We start from the raw sequence: 26,609 nt of genomic DNA on the forward strand, positions 1-26,609 counted from the left end.
TGCCCGCAGGATCTCTGGGCTGTGCGTCGCGCGCCAGCGCAATAGCGAAACCGCCGATAAGCGCTACTTTCGGGGAATCGCGTCGCGTGTCATGGCGCAGCTACGCGGCCCGTGGGTAGGCGTTGCGTGGGTCCCGACTTCCACTAGTGGCGGTAGCCTCGGCGCAATGCGTGTGTCTGTCACGGTGCGCGACGAGTCGACTTCTGGGAAGGCGATCGTCACGCATGTGCTGAACGACATCCCGGCAGCGATCACGTTGTGCGATCTCATCCGCACTCGAGTGCGGGACGAGGTGGCGCGGTTCAACGCCGATCGCAGCGATCCCTTCGCGGGGCTAGTGGTGCCGGAGGGCGCGGAGCTGGCCACGGGCGGCGGATACACCGTGCCGGGCGGCAGAACGATCGATTGGGAGCGTCAGGCGGACTTGGCGATCGAGGCGTTCGGGCGCAACGGGTTCTTCGTGATCGTGGACGGCGCGCAAGTGACGGAGCTTGACGCGGCGCTGACGCTGACGGCCGACTCGGAGATCAGGTTCGTTCGGCTGATCGCGCTCGTGGGCGGATGACGGCGCCCGTCGCCTCGGCGCTCGTCGAGGCCGCGTTGGACGCGATGCCTCGGGGCAGTTGGCTTGCGCAGCCCGAGCTGCGGAAGATCCCGGAGGTGCAGGCGATGGCCGGCGCTCCGGACGACACTCGGCTGGACTGCATCCGCGAGCTCGCGCAGCGGCTCCTCGACACACGGGACGCGGGCTACGAGGCCGTGCAAGTCTTCGGCATCGTCGCGCGGCGCAAGCTGACGATTCCACCGGAGGACTTCGGGCACTGGCTCGAACACAGCGCGCGGATCGGCCGGCAGGGACGTGCCGGGCAGTTCTGGCACCAGATGCTGCCGCACCTGACCCGCGAGATCTCCGCCTGGCCGCCAGACACGCGCGCGCAGATCGTCGCGCTCGCAGAGCCGCTGCGCACCCGACTCGGGCGCCATGAGGCGGCGTTCTGGGCGGTCGCGACGCCCGATAAGGCCGACCCGCTCGACCTGTTCGAGGATCACGCGGACCAGTTCACGCAGCGGGCGCGGGCATTTCTGGCCTCGAGCGACGAGGACGTCGCCGCGCTGGTGGAGGCGATGGCCACGTACCCGCACAGCGGCAAGCCGTCCGCCCGCTGGCTCAAGACCGCTGACGCGGCGCTCGCAGGCCTCTGCGCACCGCTCGTGCTCGTCGAAGGGCTGCTGACCCTGCTGACTGGCCTCGATCCCACCGACCACGGCCCCATCGGATGGGAGAACGAGCGGCTTGCCGTCGCCATCCCGACGCTGGCGGGTCGTCTGGGAGACTCAGTCCTCCTTCCGAGCCTGCGCAGAACGGCGACGTTCGCGATCGGTCGCCCGCCAGGCGAGTGGAGCGACTCGCGCAGCATCCGGCTGGCCAACGCCGCCGCGCAGGCGATGGCGGACATCGCGGCGCCGTCCTCAATCACCGAGCTGCTCGCGCTGGAACGCGCCGTCCGCCACGGCGCACTTCTCAAACAGATCCGCAAAGCGATCGACACACTCGCCAAAGCGCAAGGGCTCACCCGCGAAGAGCTGCTCGAGCGCGCGGTGGAGCGGCACGACCTAGCCGACGACGGCACCCGCGACGTACCGCTGCAGACCGGCACCGCCCGAATCGTCGTGACCGACACGACCGTCGCCCTGACGTACATCTCCCCGGAAGGCAAGCCGCGCAAGAGCGTGCCCGCCGCGCTCAAGGAAGGGCCCGACGGCGAGCTCCTCGCCGCACTGCGCACCGAGCTGCAGGCCATCCGCCGCACGATCGCGGGCGAACGCAAACGCCTCGACGACCACCTCGCACTCGACCGCCGCTGGCCACTCGCGCAGTGGGCCGAGCTCTATCTCGACCACCCGATCACGGGCGCGCTCACGCGCCGCATCATCTGGGGCTTCCGCGCCCCGGACGGGACCACGGACGCGATCGGCCTCCCGCGCACGGCGAACGAGCTCGTCACCGCCGACGGCGCGACCGCGCCCATCCCGGACGGGGCCGAAGTCCGGCTGTGGCACCCGATCGACGCGCTCGCCAAGGACGTCGCTGCCTGGCGCCGTCACCTCCTTCAAGCTGAGCTCGTCCAGCCGGTCAAGCAAGCGTTCCGGGAGCTGTACGTGCTCACGCCCGCCGAGGCGACCACGCGCACGTACTCGAACCGGTTCGCGGCGCACATCTTCCGCCAGGTCCAGGCGCGGGCACTGATGCGCGGACGCGGCTGGACCTCCACCCCGCTCGCGTGGTGGGACGACGGCATCGACCATGGCGTCGCCAAGCGAGCGTTCGCCGAGTTCGGGATCTCCGCCCACTTCTTCTTCGACCCGATCCCGGACGTCGAGCCCAGCGGCGGAGACATGTACCCGTACGTCACAAGCGACCAAGTGCGGTTCGAGGACGCCGACGGCGAGGTGCTGCCGCTCGCCGACGTCCCACGCCGGGTCATCACCGAAGCGCTACGGGACGTCGACCTCTTCATCGGCGTCACGTCGATCGGCGCCGACCCCGAGTGGCTCGACCACGGCGAGGCACGCCAGTTCGACACCTACTGGCAGAGCTATTCGTTCGGTGACCTCAGCGCCGCCGGCCAGGTCCGCCGGGACGTGCTCGAACGGCTCCTGCCGATGCTCACGATCCGCCACCGCTGCTCGCTCGACGCCCGCTTCCTCAGGGTCCGCGGCGACCTACGCGAGTACCGCATACACCTCGGCAGCGGCAACATCCTGATGTCGCCCGACGACACCTACCTATGCATCGTCGCCGCCCGCTCGCCCGGCGCGTCGAAGGTCTTCCTCCCATTCGACGACGACCCGGTCCTGAGCCTGGTGCTCAGCAAGGCCTTCCTGCTCGCAGCCGACCACGAGATCACCGACCGCACGATCACCGAGCAAATCAGACGCTGACGCGCACCCGTCCAGGCGGCACCGAAGCAGTCGACGAGGATCCCCGAGGCCGGGGAGCCGCGCCGAAGTGGCCAGCGACGATCGACGACGCCGGCCCCAAGTAGCGCAATCGTCGATACGCGTTCCTTCTCGCCACGCCGACAGTCGAGTCCGAGCGCACCGCAGCTCCGCGACCGGGTCATACTGCGGTCGAGAAGCCCCCGGTTCGCGTCGCTTAGATGCCGAGAACGGGGTAGCGTAGTGACGGTGTCGTCGAAAGCAAGCGCAGATCCGACCGACGGAATCGACGTCTCGATCGTCGTCGCTCATCCGCGTTGGACGCCCGAGATGCTCGCGAACTTCAAGGACCACACGGTCCAAACGTTATTCGGGCCTGAGCTTCAGCGGCGGATCGCGGCCGGTGCCTGGGCGGAGGACGAACCGGTGCGTGCCGCACAAGCTCTATTGCGGCCCGGTCAGAAACCAGAGATCCGGTTCAACGACGAAGTTCGCATCCAACTCGGCGTCACCCAAGAGCAGCGGCAACGCAACGGCGAGACGGTTGAGGAACTAGTCAACATCGAGTGGTTCGAGCTGCCGGCGGACGAGCAGGCATACGCCCACATGACGCTCCTCTCCGTCGGCGGTAGGGATTTTGGCGGCTTCGATGCGCGCTATCACCTGCCAACGGTGCGTGAGCATCTCGTAGCCGCAGCCGAGTTTCTCGATACGGCGCGGGATGCACTCGAGGCTGGACGGCTGCGCGCCTTCGCGGAGAACTTGTTCGCTGCAGTGGAGCTCGCTGGACGCGCCTTCTTCGTCCAAGCGGGAGACGCGCGCTTCCTCAGACGTGGAACTCACGGCCTCACCCAAGCCGAGTTCAACCGAGCACGAAAAGCCGGCAATGTCGATCCAGCGCACGCGGACCTACTGAACACACTTGCGAGGTTCCGCCCAGGAGCCCGCTATCTCAATCGCTCTTGGGAACTCGACGCTGCCGCTGCCCGCGACATGCTGGACAGGGCGAGCGAGCTGCACGCTCGAATGGCGGCGGAAAGCGCGCCGGCACGGGAGCAGCGAGGCCCAGTTCTTAGACGCGGTCGTCTCGACGCGTAGGCGGATTCGCGAAGTCGCGGGTGTCGGGCGTCTAGAGCGTCGTTCGTCGTTGCGTGCCTCCCAGGAGACGACGCATGCCTGCTCCACAGGCTTGTCATGCCGCGGAACGAGGGACGCCGACCCGGTTGCCAGCGTCTGCTCGGGTTCAATCGGCGTGCGCGGCTCGTCGACCGCGTAGAGCAATCGCGCCGTGTCTGCCCGCCATAGTGGCGAGTCCGTCGTCATTCAGCCGGAGGCCCAGCGACCGCCGCACGATGCTCTAGCTCGTTGCGTGCGAGGTCGACGAACGCCCGCCAGGCCGCCATCGGGTCCTTGGAGAGCGCCTGTGGCTCGTCGTTGAAGTCGATGGCACTTTGTCGTGCCGTAGGAAGGATCTCGCCGTCCAGAACGACCTGCAAGGTGTTGGCCCACTGCTCGAGCAGGAGCACCGCGCTCCATAGCGCTTCGAACACCGGCGTATCGACGCTCATCCGAAAGCCGAAGCGGCGGATGGCGATGCCCAACTCCCCATACGCCTCGTTGACGGCCATGAAAGCGTGGACCTTGTCTTCGGCACTGCACACGGGCGACTGGACGGCGACGTCGAGTTGATGGATCGCATCTGCGTAGCCCTCAAACCGACCAGCCACCTCGTCGAAGAAATCCCGCAAGTGCTCAAGCTCTCTCAAGTCGCGGTCGTGGGCAAGCTGCTCACGGTGCCGCAAAAGGTCGTGGTCGAGCTGCTGCCGTTGTCGTGAGTTCGCCGTTCGTGCGGTGACCCCAGCCGCAATGACGATCGCGAGAAACCCGAATACGGGGGCCACCAGAGCTTTGACCCATTCGAACGTCGAGGCTGCGAGCACCTATGCATTCTTCCTCGACGTCCGGACGCCGCTCCCGTCCAGTACGAGCCTCCTTGCGATCGGGTGCCTTCGCATGGGTTGCGATCGCATGTGCGGGGGCACGTTTGCTTCGAGAGCGATCGAAATTCTCGAAACTGTGGATTTGCGCGCCTTTCGATGGCGATCGAATTACGCCGTCGCCGTCGCCGTCTCGCTCGCCACTTCAACGATGACGCTGAGTGATCGTGCCTAGCGGCGCTCAGGCGCAGGAGCCGGCGGGACGCCACGCTTCTGCGAGATGAAAATCGACTGCGGGCTAAGCCGCGGACGTGGCTTGCGCGGCATGTCCAACGCGGCTTGGACAGCCTTTGAGCGGGAGAACGCGTCTTCGGAAGCGATGGCCATCAGGCTACCGCCGCAGCCACGCCGAAGCCCACTGCTACCTCAACGCGCGTCCTCTCTATCGCGACGTCACTAGCCCCATGGACCGTCCCCACCCGCAGGGGTCGTGGGAGCGGTGGGTGCCACGTCGTACAGGCGGCGAGCAGCCCCGGGCCGGTCATCCACAACGCTGGTGTCAGTGCTTTCAGCCCTTGACGGCAGGCCTACAGATGGTTCCGCCCTTCTCGCTGAAGAAGATCGGCTGCGTAAGGCTTGGCGGAAGCGAACGCGGCGACAGAAGCTGCAGTTCGACCGTGGCTTCAGCCGCAACTTCGGCGAGAGCGTTTCGCAGCATCTCGAGATGCTCGCCAACGCATGCTGGTCGGTCGTCCGCGAAGATCGGAACCTCGCTGGTCGCACAGACGCGCCGCTCGATGCGGGCTCCTCCCGGCGTCTGCACCAGATGCAGGATCTCTGTCTCGAGCTCGCGCGCCCCGACGTACGTCGACGTCAGCGTGATTGGTGCTCGCGGACTGGCGATCGCTGTGGTCACGACCACCACGTGGGCTCCTACCGCCGCGAGGCGCGTCGCACTCTCAACGGGCCAACCATCCACCGTGATGGCGACTCCGATTCGCTTTCCGTCCTGGATCATGACGCCACAATCGCGGCTGGTCCGGACAGCTCGCCAGCCGGATCGTTGAGCGTCGGTCAGACGGACGACGGCCACGGCGCGGGGCGCTCAACGGGACAAACGGTACTCAATTGGTACTCGACGACCCCGGTACCATTCGTCCTCTTCGACAAGAAAGGCCCGCATTTGCGGGCCCTTCTCTTAGTCGGGGAGACAGGATTTGAACCTGCGACCGCCCGGCCCCCAGCCGGGTGCGCTACCAGACTGCGCCACTCCCCGTTGTTCGCGTCGACCCTAGCGAAGCGGGCGACGGGAATCGAACCCGCCCTAAGAGCTTGGAAGGCTCCTGTGCAACCACAACACTTCGCCCGCGGGTCGACTCGGGGCGCCATGATATCGCCGCGACGGGTTGGCTGGGGTCGGATTCGGGGAATCATCAGGTCATGCAGATCCCTGGCGTCCACATCGAGACCCTGCATAACCCCGTCCGGTACACGTACGGACAGATCGAGAAGGCGTGCGCGATCGCGCAGATGCTGAATCGGGGGAAGCTGGTTCTCGTCGAGCCGCCGCAGCGCTGAGCGGACGCCGTCGTCGCCCTCCGTGGGAGGAGGGGGACGACGTTCGGTGAGTCCGAGCAGGGGTTGCGGGAGGCCTCACACCACCATCACGCGGGTCACCCCAGCCGCGCCGCCGTGGCCGCTGCGTCCTGCTCGTCCTTGACGGGCGCGATGCGCACGGTCAGCGCGGCGCGGTTGAAGCGCTTGGCGCGGGCGATCTGGATCGCGCCGGTCTTGCCCGGGCGCGGGTTGGACGACTGGCCGGAGGCGCGCATGGCGTGGACGCCGGCGCCCGCAGGACGGGTGCCGACCGGCACGACGACGTAGCCCGAGCGCTCGCTCTGCACCCACAGGTACTTCACGGAGGCGAGGGAGATCAGGCGCGTGCCGACGACGACGCTGGAGCCGTCGCGCAGGACGGCCACGATCCGGCCGGCCTTCCCGCCGTAGCTCGGGAACAGCACGTCGGCGGTCAGCCGCGCGTCGCCGCTGCGGCGAGTCGCGGTCCAGGAGGTCTGGATCCAGTCGCGCGTGAAGCGGTGGGTCACCCGCATCAAGAGCCCGCGGGCGGAGACGGCGCCGGTCACGCGCAGGTCGCTGAAGGCGCCGGCGTAGGCTCGGCCGACCGACGCGGACGAGATCGCGCCCGCACCGCGCGGGGCCTTCAGCAACGTCAGCGGACGTACGCCGGGAACGACCTTCGGCCGACCGACCTGCGACGCGGTCACGCGGCGCCCCGCGACGTCGCGGACCATCAGGCCGAACGAGGCGGGCGGGCGGCCGCCGACGTTCGCCGCGACCTCCTGCTCACCGTCGAACAGGCGGGCGAGGTCGAGACCGCCGTAGGGGAAGGCATTCTGGTTGACGGCGACGATCGCGGTGTTGTACTTGGGCGTGGTCACGGCGAGGCGGCCGATGTCCGGGTCGAACGCGTACAGGGCAGGCGGCTCGGTGCCCTTCATCGAGCCCATGCCGGCGTCGACCGCGCGCGCGGCGTTGGCCATGACGCGCGCAACGGCGAGGCGGGCCGAGCCGGGGCCCTGCGGCACCGTGTTCACGTCGAAGAACAGCGGGTCGGGCACGCCGTCCTTGGCACGGTCGGCCTGGCGGGCGTAGAAGTCGAAGCCGCGGTCGAGCATGTACTTCGAGTACCGCGCCCACTCGGCGCCCGGGAGCAGCGACTGCGCACCGGTCGCGACGCCGATCAGCGCCTCCTGCGTGAGCCCGAGCTTCTTGCCCTGGTGCCAGCGGTCGAAGCCGAGGCCGGAGTCCCAGTTCATGTAGCCGCTGTGCGTCCAGTAGCCGCTGATCACGCGCTTGATCCACTCCTGCGCGAGACGTCGCGAGCCCGCGGGAAGCGCCGGCATGCCGGCGCGGCGCGCCTGGTCATAGAAGCGCGTGAAGGTGAGGACGATGTTCGCGTACTCGGCGCTGTCGACGTTCTTGTCGACGTTCAGCGGCAGGTGCGGGAGGTAGTGGAAGCGCATGCCGGGGCCGAAGTTGCCGATCCGGCCGCCGCCGGCGCGCGCCTGGTCGAAGAAGCGGCGCAGCTGCAGGGCCATGTCGCGCTTGAGCAGCGCGGGGCTGCCGGTCACCGTCGCGTCCGCGGCGTACATCAGCGAGTACCAGTTCACCTGGTTCAGCCGGATGGTCGGGTAGCGCCAGAACGTCCCGCGCGCGGTGCTCGAGATCGCCTCGCGGATGGCGTTGACGGTCGAGTCGGGCAGGTCCAGCGCTGCACGCGCGCGGTACGCGTAGACGAGGCCGTCGACCACTTCGGCGTCGAACACGAGGTGCTGCGAGCCGCGGCCGTTCATCGCGTTCACCCAGCCGGGCGCGTGGAGCTGGCCGACGGCCGGTCTCGTGACGAACGGGCCGCCGCGCTTGACCAGACGAGCGGCGAGCGCGCGGGCGCGGGCGTCGTTGCGCGCCGGTCCGACGTGGCCCTTCATCGCGGCGACCGCGTGGGTGAGCAGGAGCATCGAGTTCGCCATCGGCTCGACACCGCCGCCGCCGAGCTTGTAGTAGCCGGCGTCGGCGTCCCAGCGGGAGTCGAGCGTCTGCTCCATGCGGTCCGCAAGCCGGAAGTACGCGGCGTCGTCGTAGTCGGCGGCGGAGGCCGCGTTGGGCATGGCGAGGGTGAGGGCCGCGGCGGCCGCGGCCAGGAGGGAGCGCTTCACTTCGGGGCCTTTCGTGGGGAGTGGCCCAGACGATCCCGGAGCGGCGGGGTGTCGCCTACGCGCCAAGGGTGGAAGCGGCCACCCCCGAGGTGGACCTCGTTCCCACCCCTTGGTGGCCCACCTTCGCGTGGCGTCGCGGGTTACGCTCCGTCCCGTGCCCGATTCGCCGCTCGACGCCCACGTCGCCACCCCGCAGGACCTGAAGGAGCGGATCGCCGCCGAGCGCCGCGGCACGCCGTTCCTCGTCTACCGGGACGCGGACGACCTGCAGGTGATCGTCGAGCTCGCGCCGGGCGCCGACCAGCTCACGATCGGCCGCCGGCCGACGAACGACGTCGTGCTCGACTGGGACAGCGAGATCTCCCGCGTGCACGCGGCGCTGGAGCGGATCGGCGACGACTGGACCGTCGTCGACGACGGCCTGTCCCACAACGGCACCTACCTCAACGGCGCGCGCGTGACGTCACGGCAGCGGCTCAAGGACGGTGACGTGCTCACGGTCGGCGGCGTCGCGCTCGCGTTCCGCGCGCCCGCCGGCGAGTCGATGTCACGGCCGACCGTCACCGCGATGGGCCCGCACGTCGGCGAGCTGCTGACGCCGGCGCAGCGACGCGTGCTGGTGGCGCTGTGCCGCCCGTTCAAGGACTCCACGTACGCGACCCCCGCGACCAACCAGCAGATCGCGGACGAGCTGGTGGTGAGCGTCGACGCGGTGAAGTCGACGCTGCGGGCGCTGTTCGAGGTCTTCGGCGTGGATGCGCTGCCGCAGAACCAGAAGCGCGCCTCGCTGGCGCTTCAGGCGCTGCGGACGGGCGTGATCACCCGCCGCGACCTGTGAGCACGCGGCTGAGCGTGTTCTCGGGCTGGCTGCCGACCCACAGCGTGTCGCGCGCGCGATCGAACGCCAGGCTGAACGGGTTGACCGACAGCCGCAGCGGGTCCCCCACGACCCGCGAGCGCCGCTCGTCGATCGTGTAGAGGTCGCTCGAGCTGTAGTTGGTGACGTAGACGACGCCGTCGCCGAGCTCCAGCTGGCGCGGCTGCTGGCCGACGCTGATCGGGATCACGTCGCCCGTCTTGGTCGTCATCTTGTAGACGGCGTTGTCCTCGGGCGTGGCCGCCCAGAGCGCGCCGTCGCGGTAGGCGATGTCCTCGCTGCGGTTGTTGCCGACGCGGATCGTCTTCTGGACGGCGCCGGTCTCGAGGTCGACCCGTTGCACGCGCGCGCGGCGCCGGGCCGCGACCCAGAGCGCGGTCGGGCTCGTGGTCAGCGCCATGATCCCGTACGGGTAGGAGACTGTCGCGAGCGTCTGCCCCGTCCGCGGGTCGATCTTCAGCAGCTGGTCCGGCTGGTCGTTGCCCGGCACGACCGCGGCCCACACCGCGTCCTTGGAGACCACGACCGCCGCCGGTGCGAACGGCAGCGCGATCGGGTCGCCGATCGGCCGGCCGGTGCGCTGGTCGAGCCGCACGAGCTGCTTCGCGCGCGCGACGCTCAGCCACAGCGAGCCGAAGCCGAACGCGCCGTCGTCCACCCCGACGCCGACCTTCGGCGCGTACGAGCGCACCTTGCCGGTCTGCGCCGAGACGATCCGCATCCGGTCCTGGCGGAAGGAGCCGACGAAGACGTTGCCGCGGTAGACGCGGACGACGTTGGGACGCTGGCCGATCGTGATCTCGTCGGCGACGCGCATGCCCTCGGGCGTGGCCGTCGGCGTGGGGGTCGCGCTGGCCTGCGCGGTGGGCGCCGGGTCGGGCGTGTCCTTGCTTCCGATGCCGAACGCGATCGCGGCCGCGATCCCGGCGCCCGCGGCGGCGAGCAGGGCGACGGTGAGCAGCGCGGTGCGCCGTCTCCGGCCAGGGTTCGAGCGCTCGAGGTACTCAGTCTCAGCCTCGTGCTGAGGTTGAGGTGTGACCTGCGGTCGGGGCTGGGCGGCGCTCACCGTCGGCGATTCGACGGGCGCGGCCGCCCCCTTGGCCACGAGCCGCTCGCGCAGCGCGGGCTGCTCGTTGGCGGCCGCCGCCCTGGCGGCTCGGCCGAGATCGCCGGCCGACGGGTAGCGCGCTTCGGGGTCCTTCGCGAGCGCACGCTCGATCACCGCGTCGAACGCGGCGGGCACGCCATGGGCCGACGGCTTCGGCGGCGGGTCGCTCAGGTGCGCCCACAACCGCGCCTCGTCCCCCTCGCGCTTGAACGGGACCTCGCCGGTGAGCGTGAAGTAGAGGAGGCAGCCGAGCGCGTACACGTCCGCGCGCGCGTCGACCCGCTCGCCGCGGATCTGCTCGGGCGCGACGTAGTCGAGCGTCCCGACCCAGTGGCCGGGCTTCGTCGTGCCCGCGATCGACAGCGCGTGCTTGGTCAGGCCGAAGTCGGTGAGGTAGACGTGATCCTCCGGGCCGAGCAGCACGTTGGCCGGCTTGATGTCGCGGTGCACCAGCCCGGCGCTGTGCGCGGCGTCCAGCGCGCCGCCGAGCTGCGCGGTGATGTGCGCGGCGCGCTCCGGGGCCAGCGGGCCCTCGCGGCGGACCAGGCTGCGCACGTCGTCGCCAGCGACGTACCGCATCGCGATGTACGCGATCCCGTTCTCCTCGCCCGCGTAGTAGATCGGGATCACGTTCGGGTGGTCGATGCTCGCGGCGACCTTCGACTCGCGCACGAACCGCGCGCGGACCGACTGGTCCTCCAGCAGGCCCGCGGCGATGACCTTCAGCGCGACCGTGCGGTCGAGCGCGAGCTGCGTGGCGCGGTAGACCACACCCATCCCGCCCCGCCCCGCGACCATCTCGATCCGGTGGCCGGCGAACACGGTGCCGGGCTGCAGCTCTCCCCCTGCCATCGGCGAGAGGTATATCGAGCGCTGCGCTTCGGAGAGCATGCTTCCTGTCGTAACGGGCAGGAAGCGTGGATGTGTCGCACTAACGCGCGACGAAGAGCGGGGGACCGAGGAATCGAACCTCGAGCAAGGGTTTTGGAGACCCCTATGTTCCCGTTACACCAGTCCCCCGGGAACGTCGGCCGCTCATTGTAGTGACCGGCGCGCACGGGTCCATCCGACGCCTTCGCGAACATACGTTCGTGTCATGGGAGCCATCGGATCCGCAGGCCTACCGGCGAGCACTGCGTCGATCGTGCGAGGTGGATCTGACGCAGCGTGGCTACGTGAGCCGGGGGGCCGACCCCACCTGGGGTCAGCGAGTACGGACAGATCTCGCACCGCGCGAGCGTCGCCCTGCTCGACGAGCACGTGGGGCCGAAGGCATGACGCGTACCATGGGCGGCCCCTGCGGGCGTGGTGGAATTGGTAGACACGCCGGCTTTAGGTGCCGGTGCCGCAAGGTGTGGGGGTTCGAGTCCCTCCGCCCGCATCGAGGTGGTTCGTGCAAATTGCGCGCTCGGGCGAGGCTCGTGTCCGGGGGCGCTTCTAAGTTGTCGCGGTCCCATGCCGAACTACCTGCCGTTCAGCGAGCGCGAGCCGAGCCACGAGTACCGCGACATGTTGCGGGAGATCCGCGACCACGGCGTGCGCGTGGAGACCAAGCAGGGCGTCGAGGCGCTGGCGGTCGCGGGGCACGCGATGCGGTTCCCGATGCGCAACGGTGCCGCGGTGATCACCGAGCGGTCGATCGGGAACTTCGCGTCGAAGGCGATCGGCGAGCTGTGCGCGTTCATCAACGGGGCGCGGACGCTGGAGGAGCTCGCGGCGTTCGGGTGCGACTGGTGGGGGCCGTGGGCCACGGAGAAGAAGTCCGGGTCACGCGGGCTGCGGGCCGGGGATCTCGGGCCGGGCTCGTATGGGCACGCGTTCCACAACTTCACGACGAACCTGGACGACGAGGCGGACGAGGGCTTCGACCAGCTGCCGCACCTGATCAAGAAGCTCCAGGACCTGCCGCTGGACCGGACCGCCGTCATGTCACCGTGGATCCCGCAGGCGAACCATCGCGAGCAGGGCGTGAAGTCGCGGAACACGATCGCGCCCTGCCACGGCTGGATCCACGCGCTGGTGTTCGGGGACAAGCTGCACCTGATCCACAACCAGCGCTCCGGGGACACGCCGATCGGCGTCCCGAGCAACATGGTCCAGTACAACGCGCTGGGGCTGATGATCGAGCAGCTCACGGGGTTCGAGCTCGTCGAGTACGTGCACTGGATCCAGTACGCGCACATCTACGTGAACCAGCTGGACGCCGTCGAGGAGATGCTCGCGCGCGAGCCACGGCCGCTGCCGACGCTGCGGCTGACGGAGGCGGGCCGGCGGATCACGGACATCCACGACTTCCGCGGCGAGCACTTCGAGCTGGTCGACTACGAGCCGCACCCGGCCATCCCCGGCATCCCGGTGACGACGTAGCCGTGCTGTCGCTGATCGTCGCCAAGAGCCGCAACGACGTGATCGGCAGGGACGGCCAGCTGCCGTGGCATCTGCCGACGGACCTGCGGCGGTTCAAGGAGCTGACCACCGGCCACACGGTGGTGATGGGCCGCAAGACGTTCGACTCGCTGCCGCCCAAGGTGCGGCCGCTGCCGAACCGGCACAACATCGTGCTCAGCCGGGACGCGAGCTACGCGCCGGCCGCGGGCGTGACCGTCGAGGCCTCGCTCGAGGCGGCGATCGAGGCGGCCCCACGGGACCGGGACTGCTTCGTCATCGGCGGCGCCGAGGCGTACGCGACCGCGCTCGCGATCGCCGACCGCCTGTACATCACCGAGGTGGACTCCGACGTCGACGGCGACGTGCACTTCCCGCCGGTCCCCCAGGACGAGTGGGAGTGCGTCGAGGAAAGCGCGCCGATCGTCGAGGACGACCACGAGTACCGCTTCCGCACGTACGAGCGGCGCCGATGACCGCGCTCTACAACCTCGAGGCCGCGCGCACCGACGCGCAGCGCGAGAAGATGGAGCGGCTCGAGGCGGCGGGCATCTGCATCTTCTGCCGCGAGCACTTCGAGGCGCACAACAGCGAGCCGGTCGAGTTCGAGGGCGAGCACTGGTTCGTGACGCGCAACGCGTATCCGTACGCGGGCACGGTCGCGCACTTCCTGCTCGTGCCGCAGCGGCACGTGTCGTCGTTCGACGAGCTGCCGGACGAGGCGGGCGCGGAGCTGTGGGCGCTGCGGCGCCGGTTGAAGGCTCAGTACGCACCGCTGGCGGTCGCGACGGTCGAGCGCAGCGGCGACATGCGCTACAACGGCGGCAGCATCGCGCACCTGCACGTGCATTTCGTGGTGCTGGACGAGTCACCGGCGAAGACCGTGCGCTTCAAGGTCAGCGCGACGGCCCAGGGCGAGTAAGGACGACGATGGCGATCAGCAGCGGGATCTTCAGCTCCGAGCCGGCCTTCGCGGACCGGCACATCGACTCGCTCGAGCACCTGGCGGAGCTGATCGTGCACCTGAAGGGCATCGGCCTGCGGATCGTGCTCACCTCCGGCTCGTTCGACCTGATCCACCTCGGGCACGTCAAGTACCTGGCCAAGGCCAAGCAACTGGGCGACGTGCTGGTGGTCGGCGTGGACAGCGACGCGAAGATCCAGGCCCGCAAAGGGCCGGACCGCCCGCTCGTCCCGGAAGGTGAGCGCCTGGAGATGCTCGCGCACCAGCGGCCGGTGGACGTCCTGTTCCTCAAGGGCCCGGACGAGGAGCGCTGGGGCCTGATCAAGGCGGTCAGCCCGGACGTGCTCGTCCTCACCGAGGACCACTCGTACACCGAGGCGGAGCTCGAGGAGCTCGGGACGATCTGCGGACGCGTCGAGGTGCTCGAGCGCCAGGCGTCGGTGACCACCAGCGAGCGCATCCGGCAGCTGTACATGCACCTCGGGGAGCGGCTCGGTCCGCAGCTCGCCAAGGTCCTGCCCAACCTCATAGACGAGACGCTCAAGCGGTCGTGAGCACGGCGGTCGTCGCGTACGTCCCGGTCCTGCACGAGGGCTACCGGCGCTTCTTCGAGGCGCACGCGGCCCCCGGGACGGACGCGTACGTGATCGGTCCCGCGCTCTATGAGGACTACCGCCCGCTGGCGAAGGACGTCCGCGCGCTGGACGCCGACCTCGTCGCCAAGGCGGTCGCCGCGTGGGACGTCTTCGCGCACGTCGAGGTGCTCACGCCGGAACGGGCCACCGCCCTCGCCGAAGCGCGCACCAGCCTGGTGATGCCCGACGAGGACGTCAGCCACCAGGTCGCCGACCGCTACTTCGTGCAGCGCTGTGAGGTCCGCTTCGACACGGTCTTCCTGCGCTGGGACCGCCGGCGCACGCTCCGGCTGGAGCGCCCGCAGGTCCCCACCGTGCCGATCGAGTCGGCGATCGCCGACATCCAGGGCGCCGCCGAGGCGCGAGCCGCCCAGAGCATCGACTGGTGGCGCCAGGTCGGCGCGGCGATGCGGCTCGCGGACGGTGAGATCCGCGCCGCCGCCAACGTGCACGACCCGCATCCGCTGAGCCCGTACGTGTCCGGCGACCCGCGCAGCAACCTGTACAAGGGCGTCGGCTACGAGCTGTCGACCGCCACGCACGCCGAAGCCCGACTCATCGCCGAGGCCGCGCGCGAGGGCCGCAGCACCGAGGGCGCCGTGCTGTACGTGACCGACTTCCCCTGCCCGCCGTGCGCCCGGCTGATCGCCGCCGCCGGCGTCTCCCGCCTGTACTACCGCGACGGCTACGCGGTGCTCGACGGCGAGGCGATCCTGCGCGCCGCCGGCGTGGACATCCTGCAAGCGGCATGAGCCCGCTGAACGGGTACATCTCGACGGCGCTGACCAACGCCGACACGCAGGCACGCCTCGCGATCGACGCGACCGTCAGCGCGATCCGCGCCGCCGCGGGCGACGCGCTCGACGTCTACTTCCCCGGCGACTTCACCGACCCGGTCCGCGACGCGCACGTCTCCCCCGCGGACGTCTTCCGGATCGACCGCGAGCGCGTCAAGGGCGCCGACGTGATCTTCCTGCTCGCGCACACGCCCAGCATCGGCGTCGGGCAGGAGCTGACGATGGCGCTCGAGTCGCTGACGCCGATCGTGCTGATCGCGCCGCGCGGCACGCGCGTGAGCCGAATGGCCCTCGGCGTGCCGACCGACCTGGTCGAGGTGCGCTACGACGGCGACGAGGACCTGCGGGCGCAGCTGCGCGCCGCGATCGCCGCGCTCCGCCCGCGGCTGGAAGAGCGCCGCGCCGCGCTCGCGGCCCTGGACGCGAACGTGACCGGCGCGAAGATCCGCGCGCACCGTGAGCAGCGGCAGCTCACCCGCGCGGAGCTCGCGGACCGAATCGGCCTGACCGAGGTCGGGGTCGCGCACCTCGAGGAGGCCTCGGACCGCCAGGGCGATCCGAGCCTCACGCAACTGCGGCGGATCGCCGCGGTGCTCGGGGTGCGCGCCGCCGATCTCGTTTAGCGCGCGCGCACCGTCACGGCCTTCGAGCGGGTCCCGCTCTTGAGCGTCAGGACGACCTTCGGCGCCTTCTTGAGGCGCTTCGCGGACTTCAGGCGGAACGTGGCCTTGCCCGTGCCGGCGACCCGCTTGGCGGCCTTGGTGCCCTGCAGGCGGGCGCTGCCCTTGAAGGTCGAGGTCGGGACGACGGTCTTGATCGTGCAGACGATCGACTTGCCGTCGTTGGACAGGTCGCAGGTGACCTTCACGTCGAGCGTGTCGCCCTTCTCGCCCTTGGGGCCCTGCGGGCCGGCGGGGCCGACCGGACCGAGCGGGCCGGCAGCACCGACCGGGCCGACGGGACCGGGCGCACCGTCGTTGCCCGCGGGACCGGCGGGACCCGCCGGACCGGCCGGGCCCTGGATCGGCGCGCCCGGCACGCTCGGGCCGTCGCCCTCGGCGGCCCGCAGCGCGGTCGCGTCCTCGACCAGGCGCTCAGCGACGGCCTCACCCAGCTCGGACTCGTGCGCGCGCACGGCGTCCAGCAGCCGCTTCCAGGAGTGCGACAACGCCATCTCGAGCAGCAGCACGCGCTGGGCGTTCGGGATCCCGCGCTTGGTGGCGACGAGCGAGGCGACGCCGGTGACGGTCGGCGCGACCGTGAACGTCGCCGTCGCCGCGGCCGTCTCGCCCGCGGACGAGCGCGCGGAGAGCTCGACCGTGTGCGTGCCGAGCGCCAGGTCGTCGGCGCGGACGACCGCGCCCTCGGCGACGGGCTTGCCGTCCAGCGTCGCCGTCGCGACCGAGTCGGACGTGTCGAACGCGAGCGTCAGCACGTCCCCGCGCGTGAGCACCGCGCCGTCGACCGGGGCCGCGATCACCGCGCGCGGCGGGTTCGGCACGCCGCCCTGGCGGTAGCGCGCGTTCCAGCCATCGAGCGTGCCGGGCTTGTTGGTGATGATGCCGTCGACGCCGGCGTCGCGCATCTGCAGCCACGTGTCCGGGCTGTCGACCGTGTACGGCATGACCGCGATGCCGGCGGCGTTGAGGTCGGCCACCACCGAGCGGCGCGCGGAGAGCGCGTTCCAGTCCGGGTTGTAGGCGATCGCGTGCAGGCCGCGTGCGACCGCGACGGGGTCGGCGTCGATCGACCCGCGCAGCAGGCCGAGGCGCAGCTGCGGCTCGATCGCGTAGGCGTCGCGCAGCACCTGCTCGTCGAAGCTCTGCAGCAGGACGCGGCCGAGCATCCCGCGCGCCTTGATCATGCCGATGATCGTCTCCACCTGCGCGCGGGTCTCGGGACCCTTGATCTCGAGCAGCAGGTCGGCGGCCTGGCGCTGGACCTGATCGAGCGCGGCGGAGAGGCGCGGCAGCGGCTCGCCCTTGTGGACCGGCGAGAACCACTCGCCCGCCTCGAGCGTGTCCAGCACGGACGAGGTGAGCGTGTTGAGCGCGCCCGTGCCGGCGGTCGTGCGGTCGACGGTGTCGTCGTGCAGGACGTACGGGATGCCGTCGGCGCTGGTGGACACGTCGATCTCGACCCAGTCGGCGCCCGCGCGCGACCCGGCGTCCATGGCCACGAGCGTGTTCTCGGGCGTGATCGCCGAGTAGCCGCGGTGGGCGATGATCGCGGGCGTCGTCGTGCGGTCGTCCGGGCGGACGAGCGGCTCGGCGTCCAGCGGCGTGACGACCACGTCGTCGAACGAGACGACCGAGCCGTTGACGACGAAGCCCAGGCGGCCGTCGGCGGAGCGCTGGAGCACCTTCGCCTCCTGCACCAGCACGCCGTTGAAGAACCAGCGCGCCTTGGCGCCGAAGACCTCGAGCTTCACGCGCACGTCCTTGCCGGTGCCGGCGGCCGTCGGCGCGGGCGCGGTGGCGGGCACGTTCCAGGCGTTGGCGGTCGTGCGCTGGGCGAGCTCGGTGCCGTTGGCGGCGGTGGTGTTGGAGCGCATCGCGGCGTGCCACCACGGCGTCGAGCCGTCCAGCGGCATGTCCAGGCCGAGCGCGGTCCAGCGCGTGCCGTCGTTGTTGACCAGCGACTCGAAGCGGACGGTCGCCTCGAAGCGGTAGTTCTCCAGGCGCGGGCCGAACGTCAGCCGGGAGATCTGCGCGGACGACGTCGACCGGCCGACGAGCCGCCCGTCGGTGACCGACCACGTGCCTTCACGCGCAGTCCAGCCGGCGGGCAGGGCGCCGCCGTCGAAGTGCTCGTCGATGACCGGGTCGGCGGCGAGTGCGGAGGAGGGCAGCGTCATGGCGCAGGCCAGCGCGGCGAGGAGCGCGCGAGATGATCGTTTCGACACGGCGGGCGAAGCTATTCCCGCCGCGGCGCCGACTCGTGAAGAGGTTGTGAGTCGTACGAGTGTCCATCCCGGCTCAGAAGCACCGGTTTCTTGCCGACAACTCAGCTCAACAGGGTTGACAAAGGCAAACCCGCCGTGAGGCGGGGACGCAAAGCTTGAGGTCTCCACGGAGGGAGATAGCTCGGCCGCCGACTTTCAGGACCGGATTTGAAAGTGGCACAAGGAGGTGCCCTGCATGTCCCATGAAACGAAGCAGCGCTGGCGTGGCCGGCTGGCTGTGGCGGCGTTCGCCACGGTCGTGCCGTTCGCGGTGGTCAGCACCGCGGCGCACGCGGCCCCGACGGCGCAGGCGCGCCTCGCGACGGCTGCGGCGAAGACGCCGAACCGCACCGTCACGGCGATCGTCCAGTTCAAGCCGACGCTCAGCGAGAAGGCGGCGACGAAGCTCGTCCGCGCCCACGGCGGCAAGGTCACGAGCAAGGTCCCGTTCATCCACGGCCTGGCCGTCAAGCTGCCGGCCAAGCAGGCGAAGGTCCTCGCGAAGGACGCCAAGGTCCTCGGCCTCACGCTCAACGCGCGCGTGCACAGCACGGGCCTGGACGCCAACCAGCTCGCGACGAGCTACCCGAAGACCACGCGCGCCGACAAGCTCTGGCAGCGCGGGATCACGGGCGCCGGCATCGGCGTCGGCGTGATCGACACGGGCATCGCGGGCGACCAGCCCGACTTCAAGGACGCGGCGGGCGGCTCCCGCATCGTCGCCAACGTGATCACCTCGCCGGGCGCCAAGACGCCGGGCGACGGCTTCGGCCACGGCACGCACGTCGCGGGCATCATCGCCGGCGACTCGAACCATCGCCCGGCGGGCGACCCGTTCAAGGGCAAGTACGTCGGCATGGCGCCGGGCGCGAACCTGATCGCGATCAAGGCCTCCGACGACGCCGGCAACTCGACCGTGCTCGACGTGATCAACGGCATCGCCTTCGCCGTCGACCACAAGGACCGCTTCAACCTGCGCGTCCTGAACCTGTCGCTGGCCGCCGACACGCCGCAGTCCTACAAGACCGACCCGCTCGACGCGGCCGTCGAGCACGCGTGGCAGAAGGGCATCGTCGTCGTGGTCGCCTCGGGCAACCGCGGCAGCGCGGCCGACGCCGTCCAGTACGCGCCCGCCAACGACCCGTTCGTGATCTCGGTCGGCGGCGTCGACGAGAGCGCCAACAGCGGCCGCGGCGGCCGCGCCGACTGGTCCAGCAACGGCGTCACGCAGGACGGCCTCTCCAAGCCCGACGTCGTCGCGCCCGGCGCGCACATGGTGTCCGTGCTCGCCCCGAGCAGCGCGTTCCAGATCATGTGCCCGAACTGCGCGCTCGGCGGCCAGTACTTCAAGGCCGGTGGCACGTCGATGGCCGCCCCGGTCGTCGCCGGCGCCGCCGCGCTGCTCCTGCAGGCCCGCCCGACCCTGACCCCGAACCAGGTCAAGGCGCTGCTGATGGGCACCGACAAGCCGGTCGCCGGCAACAAGGTGGGCACCGGCATGATCGACGTCGAGCGCGCGCTCTACACGCCGACGCAAGGCGTCCCGGCCGTCAACCTCAACGTCGTCCCGAATCTGCTGTTCGCGCTCGCCACCCGCGCGGGCAACGACCTCAGCACCTGGACCCGCTCGACCTGGAGCGCGGCGCCGAGCCAGCTCAGCGCCTCGTGGGCCAAGTCGACCTGGTCGTGCGGCACCTGCCTCGCGGCGGGCGGCGCGATCGACCCGCAGCGCTCCACCTGGAGCCGCTCCACGTGGTCGAGCGCCGGCGAGGACGCCAGCGCCGAGGCCGCGCAGTACGCCGAGCAGGCCGAGGAGGCCGAGGACACCGGGTCGCTCGCGCCGATCCCCGCCGACGCCGTGGTCCCGACCGACGAGGCGCCCGCGCCCGAGCCGGCCGCCGCCGCGCCGCCGGCCCCCGAGACGGCCGCCGCCACGCCGACGCCGGAGGCGGTCCGATGAGCCGCACCATGAACCGAGCGAGCTGGCAGGCCTGCAACCGCGCCAGCTGGGGACGCAAGCAGCGCCCGAACGAGAGATGAACCGCCTGAGGGGCGGGCGGCGCAGGCCGCCCGCCCCTCGCGCTATCGTCGCGCCCGTCATGGCCGACGAAGACCGCGTGGTCATCGAGCACCCCAACCGCCGCAAGGCGTCGTCGCAGCTCGCCCGCCTCGTGGTCATCGTGCTGCTGCTGGCCTCGGCCGCGGTGGTGCTGATCGTGTCGCTCGGCGGCTGGGACACGATCGAGGGCGCGAAGCCCCTGCAGGTGGCGTACATCGTGCTGTACGTCGTGTTCGCGCTGTTCGTGGCGCGCTGGAGCCGCGGCGTGCTGCCGATGATCGCGGCGCTCGCGGTCATCCTCGCCATCTTCGGCGCGGTCGCCGCGCCCGCCTGGTTCGACCGCGCGAAGGACGGCTTCACCGACCCGGCGATCGCCTCGGACGTCCTCGGCCTGCTGTGCGCCGTGCTCGTCGCACTGCAGGTGGCGCTGCTGCTGAGCGCGCTGATCGGGTTCCGCCAGCGGTGGAACGTCGAGGTCGAGCGCCGGCGTGAAGCCGCGCCCGCCTGAGCTCGAGCTCGATCCGCTCGGCCCGGCGGCGCTGGAGGTCGCGCGCTTCGACGATCACAGCGTCACCGCCCCGCGCCACCCGCACCGGCACGACTTCCACGAGCTGTTCTGGACCGCGGCCGGCGTCGGGCATCACCTGATCGACGGGGAGCCGTTCCCGGTCGCGCCGCACACGGTCACGATCGTCGGCCGTGGGCAGGTGCACGTGTTCGAGCGCGCGGAGGGCTTCTTCGGCGCGGTCGTGCGCTTCGGGGACGAGCTGCTGGGCGCCGGGCCGGCGGCGCGCGCCGATCCGGGCTGGCTGCTGGCCCGCCGCGGCGCGCGCACGATCGCCGTGCCGGCGGACGCGAGCGGTGCGGTCGAGGCCGTCGTCACCGCGCTCGACGCGGAGACGCGCCGTCCGCCCGACCCGCGCCGGGACGAGATCGCCCGCCACCTGCTGCTCACGCTGCTGCTCTGGGTGGAGCGCTGGCACGACGCGGACGCCGAGGAGCGCGACGACGCCGACACGCAGCTGTTCCGGCGCTTCTCGACCGTGCTCGAGCGCGACTTCGCGCGCCATCACGACGCCGCCCACTACGCCGACGCGCTCGCCGTGCCCCAGCGCGCGCTCACCCGCGCGCTGCGGGCGGTGACCGGCAAGGGGACGAAGGAGCTCGTGCGCGAGCGGGTCCTGCTGGAGGCCGCGCGGCTGCTCCGGTTCAGCGATCTCGAGGTCGGCGAGGTCGCGTTCCGCACGGGGTTCGACGACCGGCTGTACTTCTCGCGCGCCCTCCGCCGGGCGTACGGCACGGCGCCGTCGGCGTACCGCGCGCAGCAGCGCGGTTGAAAAGTCCATACATCGGTCCGGGCGCGCCATACGCAAACGGCGGGCGACCCTCGATAGTGAGCGCGATGGCCACGGTCGCTCCCGCCCGCGCTCGCTCGGCGCTCACCCTCGCCCTGCTGCTCGGCGGGCTGTCCGCGGTCGGCCCGCTGTCGCTCGACATGTACCTGCCGGGGCTGCCGGAGCTCGGGCGGGACCTGGGCGCGTCCGCCTCCGCGACCCAGCTGTCGCTCACCGCCTGCCTCGCCGGGCTCGCGCTCGGGCAGCTCGTGGCGGGCCCGATCAGCGACCGCGTCGGCCGGCGCGCGCCCGTGCTCGCCGGCGCCGCGCTGTTCGCGGCGGCCTCGCTGGCGTGCGTGTTCGCGCCGACGATCGGCGTGCTGGTCGCCCTCCGGTTCCTGCAGGGCTTCGGCGGCGCGGCCGGGATCGTGATCGGCCGCGCGGTCGTGCGCGACCTCTACAGCGGCGACGCGGCCGCGAAGCTGTTCTCGTCCCTGATGCTCGTCGGCGGTGTGGCGCCGATCCTCGCCCCGGTCCTGGGCGCGCAGGTGCTCGCGTTCACCACCTGGCAGGGCGTGTTCGCGGTGCTGACGGTGGTCGGAGTGGCGCTGCTGCTCGCGGCGGCGCTGCTGCTGCCGGAGTCGCTCACGCCCGGCCCGCGCGCGGACGCCGACCTGCGCGGGCTGCTGCGCGACCGGCGCTTCGCCGCGCTCGCGCTGTGCAGCGGGCTGATGATGGCCGCGATGTTCGCCTACATCGCGGGCTCGCCGTTCGTGCTGCAGACGATCCACGGGCTGAGCGAGCAGGCGTACTCGCTCGTGTTCGCGGCCAACGGGCTCGGCATCCTCGCCGCGTCGTTCGCGTCGCGCCGGCTGGTCGGGCGCGTGCGGCCGGCGCAGCTGCTCGCCGCGGGCGTGGCCATGGGCGCCGCCGGCGCCGTGCTGCTGCTCGGCGCCGTGCTCGCGGACGCGCCCGTCGGCGTCGTGCTGTGCGCGCTGTTCCTCGTCGTGGCGAGCATCGGGCTCGTGAGCCCGAACGCCACCGCGCTCGCGCTCGCCGACCATCCGCGCACCGCGGGCGCGGCCTCGGCGCTGCTCGGGACGAGCCAGTTCCTGCTCGGCGCGGCGGCCGCGCCGCTCGTCGGGTTGGCCGGAGAGCGCGACGCGCTGCCGATGGCGCTCACGATCGTCACGTGCGTGGCGCTGGCCGCGATTTGCACGATCGTGGCGCGACGCGCCTAAGATAAGCGCCGCTGTCGCCCAGGTGGCGGAATGGTAGACGTGGAGGTCTCAAAAACCTCTGTCCGAAAGGGCGTGCGGGTTCGAGTCCCGCCCTGGGCACTGCGGGGCGCGCGCGGTTAGGCGCGCGCCCTGTTCTCTGTCCTAGAACGGCATCTTCCCGCGGCCCTTGCGGCCCGCGGCGCCGGACTTGCCGACGGCCTTGCTCGAGGAGTTGAACGGCTTGGCGAACCAGCGGCCGAGCGGACCAGGGGCCTTGCTCGCGCCGCGGCTCCCCATCCCGAAGACCTTCTGAGACCCGCGCTGAGGGTGCTGCGACAGCCTCGGAGCCAGGAATGCCAGGATCAGGATGACGATGCAGAGTGCGATGACACCGGCGATGAGCATGCCGGTGCCATACCCGCGAACCGGCTAGATCAGACCAGCCACGGCGCCAGCGCGTCAACCAGCGTTGGCGGTCCGACGATGACGCCGGGGTTGCTCACGCCGATGGGATCGACGTGGCGGACCTCGAGCCCGACGCACTCGCAGATCAGCCCGCCGGCGGCGAGGTCCCACGCGTTCAGGCCGTGCTCGTAGTAGGCGTCCAGGCGCCCGCAGGCCGTCCACGCGAGGTCGATCGCGGCGGCGCCGAAGCGGCGGATGTCCCGCACCTCCGGCAGCAACTTCGCGACGACCGCGGCCTGCGCGCGGCGCACCTCGGCGTCGTAGCCGAAACCGGTGCCGACGAGCGCCGTGGCCAGGTCGGCCTTGGTGGACGGCTTGATCGCGTGCCCGTTGAGCGTCGCGGTGCCGCGCCGCTCGGCGGAGAACAGCTCGTCGCGCTCGGCGTCGTAGACGACGCCGACCAGCGCGCCGTCCGCGTCCTCGGCCGCGATCGAGACCGCCCACTGCGGCACGCCGAAGAGGAAGTTGACGGTGCCGTCGAGCGGGTCGACGACCCAGCGGACGCCGCTCGTCCCTTCGACGTCGCCGCCCTCCTCCCCCAGCACGCCGTCGTCGGGCCGCGCCGCCGACAGCCGCTCGCGGATCAGGTGCTCGGCGGCATGGTCGGCTTCCGACACCAGGTCAGTCGGGGTTGACTTGGCGGAGACCCGCAGCTCGGGGCCGCGGAAGGCGTCACGCAGGAGCGCGCCCGCCTCGCGGGCGATCGCCTCGGCCAGCGCGCGCAGTTCGGCTGTGTTCGTCATGAGGCGAGCGCCGGGCGAGCGGCGGCCCAGTCCTGGGCGCGCTCGAGCTGGGCGGAGAGGGACACGAGCCGCGCCTCGGCGTCGGGCGGGCCGACGAGCTGCGCGGCGAGCGGGAAGCCGTCGGCGGTGAAGCCCGCCGGCACGCTCACGGCCGGCTGGCCGGTGTGGTTGAAGGCGGCGTTGTACGGGGCGAGCCGCGACATGCCGACCAGCGTGCGGACACCGCCGCGGCCGTCGAACTCGCGCACCCGCGGGGGACGGCGCGTGAACATCGGGGTGAGGACCACGTCGGCGTGCTCGTAGATGCGGTTCAGCCGCTGCGCGTCGGCGGCCGCCTGGTCGGCGGCGGAGCGGGCGACCGCGTCGGGGATCGCGGCGCCGATCCGGGCCAGCCCGCGCGCCCGGCGCGAGAGCCGGTCGCGATGGCCCGTCTCGGCCGCCATGTCGCCGATCCCGCGCACGAAGCGGGCGAGGATGCGGTTGCCCATCGTCACGCCCCAGTCGAAGTCGCGCTCGAACACCTCGTGGCCGAGCCCGCGCAGCGCGTCCGCGGTCGCGCGGACCGCGCCGAGCTGCTCGGCGTCGGGCTTGACGCCGATCGGCGGGAGGCCCGTGGAGATCGCGATCCGCAGCCGGCCGGGGTCGGTCGCCGCGGCCTCGGTGAGCGCGGGGCCGCCGTCGGCGATCACGTCCATGATCCGCGCCGCGTCCTGCACGCTGCGCGCGAGCGGGCCGAAGACGGCCATGCCCTGGTGCGCGTGCGTGTCCGGCGCCGACGGCACGCGACCGCGCTGCGGCTTGAGGCCGAACAACCCGGTGCACGCGGCCGGGATGCGGATCGAGCCGGCGCCGTCGGAGCCGAGCGCCGCGCTCGCGAGCCCGGCGGCCACGGCCGTGGCGGAGCCGCCGCTGGAGCCGCCGCTCGTGCGGTGCGGGTCCCACGGGTTGCGCGTGACGCCGAACGTCGGCGACTCCGTGAAGGGCGTCGCCATCAACTCCGGCACGTGCGTCTTGCCGATCAGCACCGCGCCCGCCGCGCGCAGGCGAGTGACGACCTCCGAGTCCACGGGCTGCGGCTGCGGGTCGGCGTCACAGCCGTAGGCCGTGACCTCGCCCGCGATGTGGATGTCGTCCTTGATCGCGATCGGGACGCCGTTGAGCGGGCCTGCGCCTTCGCCGCGACGCGCGTCGGCGGCGTCCGCTTCGGCGAGCGCGCGCTCGCGCAGCACCACCCGGAAGGCGTTCAGCAACGGGTCCAGCCGCGCGATCCGGCCGAGGAAGAGCTCCGTCAGCTCCCGCGACGTGAGCTCGCCGGCGGCGATCAGCTCGGCGTGCCGGGTGAGCCCGGCGAAAGCGAGGTCGGCTGGCTCCATGCCCGTCGCACCTTATCCGCCGCGGTCTGGGAACATCGCCGCCCCGATGCCCACGTTCGCCACCGCCGACGAAGTCGCCGACGCCGCCCGCGCCAACCTGCCGACCGAGGTCTGGGAGTACGTGAACGGCGGTGCGGCCACCGAGGTCACGCTGCGCCGCAACCGCGCGGCGCTCGACGCGCTGCTGCTGCGCGGGCGCGTGGCCCGCGACGTGTCGTCCGCGTCCGCCGCGACGACGTTCCTGGGCGTGGAGCTCGCGTCGCCGGTGCTGCTCGCGCCGATCGGGACGGTCGGGCTGTTCGACGCGGACGGCGCCGCGGCGTGCGCGCGGGCGGCGGCGCGGGCCGGCAGCGCCGCGTTCATCAGCATCCTCGCCACGCCGTCGCTGGAGGACGTCGCGGCCGCTGCACCGGGCGCGCCGCTCATCTACCAGCACTACGTCCGCGGTGACCGCGAGTGGTCGCTGGAGCTGGTGCGCCGGGCGGAGGCGGCGGGGTACCGCGCGCTGTGCCTGACGGTCGACAGCCCGGTCGACGGGCTGCGCGAGCGCGAGCTGCGGCTGCGGTTCGACCGCGGCCGGGCGCAGGCCCAGCCGAACCTGGTCGGCGCGCGCCGGGAGCTGCAGGCGGCCGTGACCTGGAGCGACGTCGCCTGGCTGGCGGACGAGACCGCGCTCCCGCTCGTGGTCAAGGGCATCACCCACCCGGGCGACGCCACGCTGGCGGTCGAGGCCGGTGCCGCGGCGCTCGTGGTGTCCAACCACGGCGGACGGCAGCTCGATCCGCAGCCCGGCGCGGTCGAGGTCCTGGCCGACGTGGTCGAGGCCGTCGGCGGGCGCGCGGAAGTCGCCGTGGACGGCGGCTTCGTCCGCGGGAGCGACGTGGTCAAGGCGCTCGCGCTGGGTGCCCGCGCGGTGCTGATCGGCCGTGCGATGTGCTTCGCGCTGGCGGCGGGCGGCGAGGACGCGCTGGTCGAGACGCTCGAGCGGCTGCGCGTGGAGTGCGAGCGCACGCTCGCGCTGCTGGGCGTGACCGCGCCGGACGCGGTCGGCGCCGAGCACGTGACACCCGCTCGACCGCTGTAAGACGGCG

The 26,609-nt window shown here is 71.6% G+C and carries 24 protein-coding genes, 5 tRNA genes and 1 riboswitch; of the genes, 18 read left to right on the forward strand and 11 right to left on the reverse strand.

The window, feature by feature from the left end; all coding sequences use genetic code 11:
• Positions 1-166 precede the first annotated feature (166 nt).
• The 3 genes from C8N24_RS01720 to C8N24_RS01730 all read left to right on the forward strand — a co-directional run bounded on the left by C8N24_RS01720 (position 167) and on the right by C8N24_RS01730 (position 4,038).
• On the forward strand, positions 167-565 hold the full coding sequence (locus tag C8N24_RS01720) for a hypothetical protein (RefSeq protein ID WP_121247350.1): 399 nt from the start codon (positions 167-169) through the stop codon (positions 563-565).
• On the forward strand, positions 562-2,943 hold the full coding sequence (locus C8N24_RS01725) for a DUF4132 domain-containing protein (RefSeq protein ID WP_121247353.1): 2,382 nt from the start codon (positions 562-564) through the stop codon (positions 2,941-2,943). Before C8N24_RS01720 ends, C8N24_RS01725 begins: the two co-directional genes overlap by 4 nt.
• A gap of 246 nt (positions 2,944-3,189) precedes the next feature.
• Entirely contained in the window at positions 3,190-4,038 is an 849-nt protein-coding gene (locus C8N24_RS01730) for a HEPN domain-containing protein (RefSeq protein WP_147447568.1), read from the forward strand.
• Positions 4,039-4,259: 221 nt separating this feature from the next.
• Here the strand turns inward: C8N24_RS01730 and C8N24_RS01735 are convergent, their stop codons facing one another.
• From C8N24_RS01735 to C8N24_RS01750, 4 genes are all read right to left on the reverse strand, one after another.
• Positions 4,260-4,880, reverse strand: coding sequence for a hypothetical protein (locus C8N24_RS01735; RefSeq protein WP_121247359.1), 621 nt, complete (start codon positions 4,878-4,880; stop codon positions 4,260-4,262).
• 565 nt (positions 4,881-5,445) lie between these two features.
• Entirely contained in the window at positions 5,446-5,895 is a 450-nt protein-coding gene (locus tag C8N24_RS01740) for a hypothetical protein (protein WP_121247362.1), read from the reverse strand.
• Between the two features lie 184 nt (positions 5,896-6,079).
• Positions 6,080-6,153, reverse strand: a tRNA-Pro gene (locus C8N24_RS01745).
• A gap of 22 nt (positions 6,154-6,175) precedes the next feature.
• Positions 6,176-6,246 (reverse strand) — tRNA-Gly (locus C8N24_RS01750).
• A gap of 71 nt (positions 6,247-6,317) precedes the next feature.
• Here C8N24_RS01750 and C8N24_RS33575 point away from each other — a divergent pair.
• On the forward strand, positions 6,318-6,455 hold the full coding sequence (locus C8N24_RS33575; protein WP_170178772.1) for a hypothetical protein: 138 nt from the start codon (positions 6,318-6,320) through the stop codon (positions 6,453-6,455).
• Between the two features lie 95 nt (positions 6,456-6,550).
• On the opposite strand, the gene C8N24_RS01755 is transcribed toward C8N24_RS33575, so the two are convergent.
• Positions 6,551-8,614 (reverse strand): hypothetical protein, encoded by a 2,064-nt coding sequence (locus C8N24_RS01755; protein WP_121247364.1) that lies wholly within the window; start codon positions 8,612-8,614, stop codon positions 6,551-6,553.
• Between the two features lie 154 nt (positions 8,615-8,768).
• Here C8N24_RS01755 and C8N24_RS01760 point away from each other — a divergent pair, with 154 nt between their 5' ends.
• Complete coding sequence (locus C8N24_RS01760; RefSeq protein ID WP_211339802.1) at positions 8,769-9,452, forward strand: FHA domain-containing protein; 684 nt, start codon at positions 8,769-8,771, stop codon at positions 9,450-9,452.
• Here C8N24_RS01760 and C8N24_RS34555 read toward each other — a convergent pair.
• Positions 9,433-11,451: a serine/threonine-protein kinase gene (locus C8N24_RS34555; protein WP_211339803.1), complete on the reverse strand. Its 2,019-nt coding sequence runs from the start codon at positions 11,449-11,451 to the stop codon at positions 9,433-9,435. The genes C8N24_RS01760 and C8N24_RS34555 overlap by 20 nt on opposite strands.
• Before the next feature lie 97 nt (positions 11,452-11,548).
• Positions 11,549-11,619: transfer RNA gene (locus tag C8N24_RS01770), tRNA-Trp, on the reverse strand.
• Between the two features lie 279 nt (positions 11,620-11,898).
• On the opposite strand from C8N24_RS01770, the gene C8N24_RS01775 reads away from it, so the two are divergent.
• From C8N24_RS01775 to C8N24_RS01805, 7 genes are all read left to right on the forward strand, one after another.
• Positions 11,899-11,980: transfer RNA gene (locus tag C8N24_RS01775), tRNA-Leu, on the forward strand.
• A 74-nt stretch (positions 11,981-12,054) separates the two neighbouring features.
• Positions 12,055-12,966 (forward strand): thymidylate synthase, encoded by a 912-nt coding sequence (gene thyA / locus C8N24_RS01780; protein WP_121247370.1) that lies wholly within the window; start codon positions 12,055-12,057, stop codon positions 12,964-12,966.
• A gap of 2 nt (positions 12,967-12,968) precedes the next feature.
• Positions 12,969-13,460 carry a dihydrofolate reductase gene (locus tag C8N24_RS01785; RefSeq protein ID WP_121247373.1) on the forward strand — a complete coding sequence of 164 codons (492 nt, stop codon included), beginning with the start codon at positions 12,969-12,971 and terminating at the stop codon, positions 13,458-13,460.
• Positions 13,457-13,906 carry an HIT family protein gene (locus C8N24_RS01790; RefSeq protein ID WP_121247376.1) on the forward strand — a complete coding sequence of 150 codons (450 nt, stop codon included), beginning with the start codon at positions 13,457-13,459 and terminating at the stop codon, positions 13,904-13,906. The genes C8N24_RS01785 and C8N24_RS01790 overlap by 4 nt, the downstream gene beginning before the upstream one ends.
• An 8-nt stretch (positions 13,907-13,914) precedes the next feature.
• Positions 13,915-14,502, forward strand: coding sequence for an adenylyltransferase/cytidyltransferase family protein (locus tag C8N24_RS01795; protein WP_121247379.1), 588 nt, complete (start codon positions 13,915-13,917; stop codon positions 14,500-14,502).
• Positions 14,499-15,335 (forward strand): deoxycytidylate deaminase, encoded by an 837-nt coding sequence (locus C8N24_RS01800; RefSeq protein WP_121247382.1) that lies wholly within the window; start codon positions 14,499-14,501, stop codon positions 15,333-15,335. The genes C8N24_RS01795 and C8N24_RS01800 overlap by 4 nt, the downstream gene beginning before the upstream one ends.
• On the forward strand, positions 15,332-16,003 hold the full coding sequence (locus tag C8N24_RS01805) for a helix-turn-helix transcriptional regulator (RefSeq protein WP_121247385.1): 672 nt from the start codon (positions 15,332-15,334) through the stop codon (positions 16,001-16,003). Before C8N24_RS01800 ends, C8N24_RS01805 begins: the two co-directional genes overlap by 4 nt.
• Here C8N24_RS01805 and C8N24_RS35285 read toward each other — a convergent pair.
• Positions 16,000-18,237, reverse strand: a complete 2,238-nt coding sequence (locus C8N24_RS35285; protein ID WP_281272608.1) for a glycerophosphodiester phosphodiesterase family protein — start codon at positions 18,235-18,237, stop codon at positions 16,000-16,002. The genes C8N24_RS01805 and C8N24_RS35285 overlap by 4 nt on opposite strands.
• A 161-nt stretch (positions 18,238-18,398) precedes the next feature.
• Positions 18,399-18,478, forward strand: a riboswitch (cyclic di-GMP riboswitch).
• A 42-nt stretch (positions 18,479-18,520) separates the two neighbouring features.
• Between C8N24_RS35285 and C8N24_RS01815 the strand changes: the two genes are divergently transcribed.
• The 5 genes from C8N24_RS01815 (at position 18,521) to C8N24_RS01835 (ending at position 23,057) form a co-directional block, all read left to right on the forward strand.
• Positions 18,521-20,284, forward strand: coding sequence for a S8 family serine peptidase (locus tag C8N24_RS01815; protein ID WP_147447569.1), 1,764 nt, complete (start codon positions 18,521-18,523; stop codon positions 20,282-20,284).
• Positions 20,285-20,423: 139 nt separating this feature from the next.
• Positions 20,424-20,891, forward strand: a complete 468-nt coding sequence (locus tag C8N24_RS01820) for a hypothetical protein (RefSeq protein ID WP_121247391.1) — start codon at positions 20,424-20,426, stop codon at positions 20,889-20,891.
• Positions 20,872-21,720, forward strand: a complete 849-nt coding sequence (locus C8N24_RS01825) for a helix-turn-helix transcriptional regulator (RefSeq protein WP_121247394.1) — start codon at positions 20,872-20,874, stop codon at positions 21,718-21,720. The genes C8N24_RS01820 and C8N24_RS01825 overlap by 20 nt, the downstream gene beginning before the upstream one ends.
• A 65-nt stretch (positions 21,721-21,785) precedes the next feature.
• Complete coding sequence (locus tag C8N24_RS01830; protein WP_121247397.1) at positions 21,786-22,958, forward strand: multidrug effflux MFS transporter; 1,173 nt, start codon at positions 21,786-21,788, stop codon at positions 22,956-22,958.
• A 16-nt stretch (positions 22,959-22,974) separates the two neighbouring features.
• Positions 22,975-23,057, forward strand: a tRNA-Leu gene (locus C8N24_RS01835).
• A gap of 42 nt (positions 23,058-23,099) precedes the next feature.
• Here C8N24_RS01835 and C8N24_RS35290 read toward each other — a convergent pair.
• The 3 genes from C8N24_RS35290 to C8N24_RS01850 are packed head-to-tail and all read right to left on the reverse strand — an operon-like array spanning position 23,100 to position 25,518.
• Positions 23,100-23,342, reverse strand: coding sequence for a DUF6411 family protein (locus C8N24_RS35290; RefSeq protein WP_121247400.1), 243 nt, complete (start codon positions 23,340-23,342; stop codon positions 23,100-23,102).
• Positions 23,343-23,371: 29 nt separating this feature from the next.
• On the reverse strand, positions 23,372-24,145 hold the full coding sequence (locus C8N24_RS01845; RefSeq protein ID WP_121247403.1) for an inositol monophosphatase family protein: 774 nt from the start codon (positions 24,143-24,145) through the stop codon (positions 23,372-23,374).
• On the reverse strand, positions 24,142-25,518 hold the full coding sequence (locus tag C8N24_RS01850) for an amidase (protein ID WP_121247407.1): 1,377 nt from the start codon (positions 25,516-25,518) through the stop codon (positions 24,142-24,144). The genes C8N24_RS01845 and C8N24_RS01850 overlap by 4 nt, the downstream gene beginning before the upstream one ends.
• Before the next feature lie 46 nt (positions 25,519-25,564).
• Here C8N24_RS01850 and C8N24_RS01855 point away from each other — a divergent pair, with 46 nt between their 5' ends.
• Positions 25,565-26,602, forward strand: a complete 1,038-nt coding sequence (locus C8N24_RS01855) for an alpha-hydroxy acid oxidase (protein ID WP_170178773.1) — start codon at positions 25,565-25,567, stop codon at positions 26,600-26,602.
• Positions 26,603-26,609 lie beyond the last annotated feature (7 nt).

This window comes from Solirubrobacter pauli (genome assembly GCF_003633755.1).
Taxonomy (GTDB): Bacteria; Actinomycetota; Thermoleophilia; order Solirubrobacterales; family Solirubrobacteraceae; genus Solirubrobacter; species Solirubrobacter pauli.